This window comes from Streptomyces zagrosensis, assembly GCF_014203645.1.
Taxonomy (GTDB): Bacteria; Actinomycetota; Actinomycetes; order Streptomycetales; family Streptomycetaceae; genus Streptomyces; species Streptomyces zagrosensis.
The window spans coordinates 1-2,023 of sequence record NZ_JACHJL010000060.1 but is presented as its reverse complement, the minus strand read 5'-3'; the positions used below and the strand labels follow the sequence as shown (position 1 = coordinate 2,023).

The following is a 2,023-nucleotide window of genomic DNA, read 5'->3' as shown; positions in this document are numbered from 1 at the left end:
ACAAACGACGACGGCACCATGTACCCCGGCAAACGACCCGCCGCAAACTCCCGCAACTCACCCGCCAACACCAGCCACCGCTGCTCCCGACTGCGGACGGCCACGGGGTCGTTCGCAGCCGGGCCCGTCGGCGAGTCCGCTGGGGCGTCGGGCCACCGCACCAGACGCGGGTAGGAGTCCGCTCCATCCTGGCCGGATGCCGTTCCCTCCAAACCGGTGTCCGTTGCCTCACACTGCGGGAGGAACGCCAGGTCCAGCGCGTCCGGTGTGCGGGACCAGTCGATCAGGAGCCGGTAGCCGGCCTGCGCCGCGGCCCGTTCCATCTCGTCGATTCCGGTTCCGCTCGCGGCTGGTTGGCCCAAGGTCACGGCCGTGCCACGGTCGACGACTTCGCCAACAAGCGCCTCGTCGTCCGCGCGTTCCAGGTCGTTGAGCGCCTGCTGCAGTTCGGTCAGTCGGTCGTACGGCCAGTCCAGCACTCCGAACGGCTCGCCACCGGCCGCCACCAGCACGTTTGTCAGCCATCGAGCGGACGCGGCACCCGGCTCCGCTCCGTTCAGCCAGGTGTCAACCCGCACCGCCGGCTGCGCGCCCCCGGGCACCCCGACATGCAGGGCGGCATCGTAGCGGAACGCCGTCATCTCGTTCCACTTTCGCCCGCGCCGCGGCATGACCTCGACTCCGGTCACGCGCGGGATCCGGCCCACCGCCCCGGTGAAGTACCGCGGTGCGACGAGTAGTTCCTCCTCGCGCGCCACCCCACGGGCCACCCGCTCGCGGAATGCCCCGACCGTCGCCGTGACCGGCGCGCGGTACAACTCCACCGACGAGCGGAACTCGTCGAGGAGGCCTAAATGCCGTACGTCACCGGCGAAGAAGACACCGCCGTCGCGCAGCAGGCCACACGCCGAGGTAAGCACCCGGTCCAGGTACTCCAGGTCGGGAAAATACTGGAGTACGGAGTTCAGCACGATGACGTCGAAGCCCTCGCCAATCCCGTCGAGCTGCGTCGCCTCGCGGCGGAACAGCTCCACGTGGTCGAGCCCCGCCTCCGACAGCGCCTGTCCCAGTTGGTCGAGCGTGGCCTGGGAGAAGTCCAGCGCGACGTACGAATCACACTCGGGTGCCACCCGCCAGATCAGCAGACCACTGCCGCACCCGATCTCCAGGACACGGCGAGGCCGGTACTCCAAAATCCGGCCGACCGTCGTGTCCACCCACTCCGCCATATCGTCTGCGGAGATGGGCTCCCAGGTGTAGCTGCTGTCCCAGCCCGTGATGTCGAAGTGGACGTCGGTCGGCACCGCCGTCTCGTCCACCTTCTCGAACACACCACGCCAGTAGTCGACCTGCTCCGCACGCGCCGCCCTGCTCTCGACTGGCACCTCTTCTGACCTGGCGGTTGGCCGCACATACGCCGCTAGACGTGTGCCGGAGTCGCCGTATTGGTGGGCGGTGACGAGGGTTTGTTGTACAGAGGGGTGGGCGGCGAGTGTGGCTTCAATCTCACCGAGTTCGATACGGAATCCGCGCACCTTGACCTGGTGGTCACGACGCCCCAAAAATTCCAGGACGCCGTCGCGGCGGTAGCGCACCAGGTCGCCTGTGCGATACATGCGCTCGCCGGGGAGGAAGGGATTCGGCACGAAAACCCGCTCGGTCTCCTCCGGCCGATTCAGATAGCCGCGGGCCAAAGCGATTCCGGATACGCACAACTCGCCCGCGACACCCGGCGGAACCAGGCGGTCGTCCGCGTCGAGGACGTACAACTGGGTGTTGTCACTGGGCCGACCCAGCGGCACCGTGTGCGAAGCATCCTCGGCCTCACTGCTGAGCCAACCAGTGATGGCGATCGTGGTCTCGGTCGGTCCGTACATGTGCAGCAGATCCGCATCCAACTTGTGCTGGAACTCCGCCAGCAGCCCGGCGGCGAGTTTCTCGGCCCCGCACATCACCAACCGCAGCGACCGGGCGCCTTCGATGCCTTCCTGCTCCAGGAACAGACGCAGCATCGACGGCACAA

At 67.5% G+C, this 2,023-nt stretch carries 1 protein-coding gene; it reads right to left on the bottom strand.

The genetic code is table 11. The features are described from left to right. Positions 1 to 2,023, bottom strand: a 2,023-nt coding sequence (locus tag FHS42_RS36000) for an AMP-binding protein (protein WP_184580576.1), incomplete at both ends; no start/stop codon positions are given.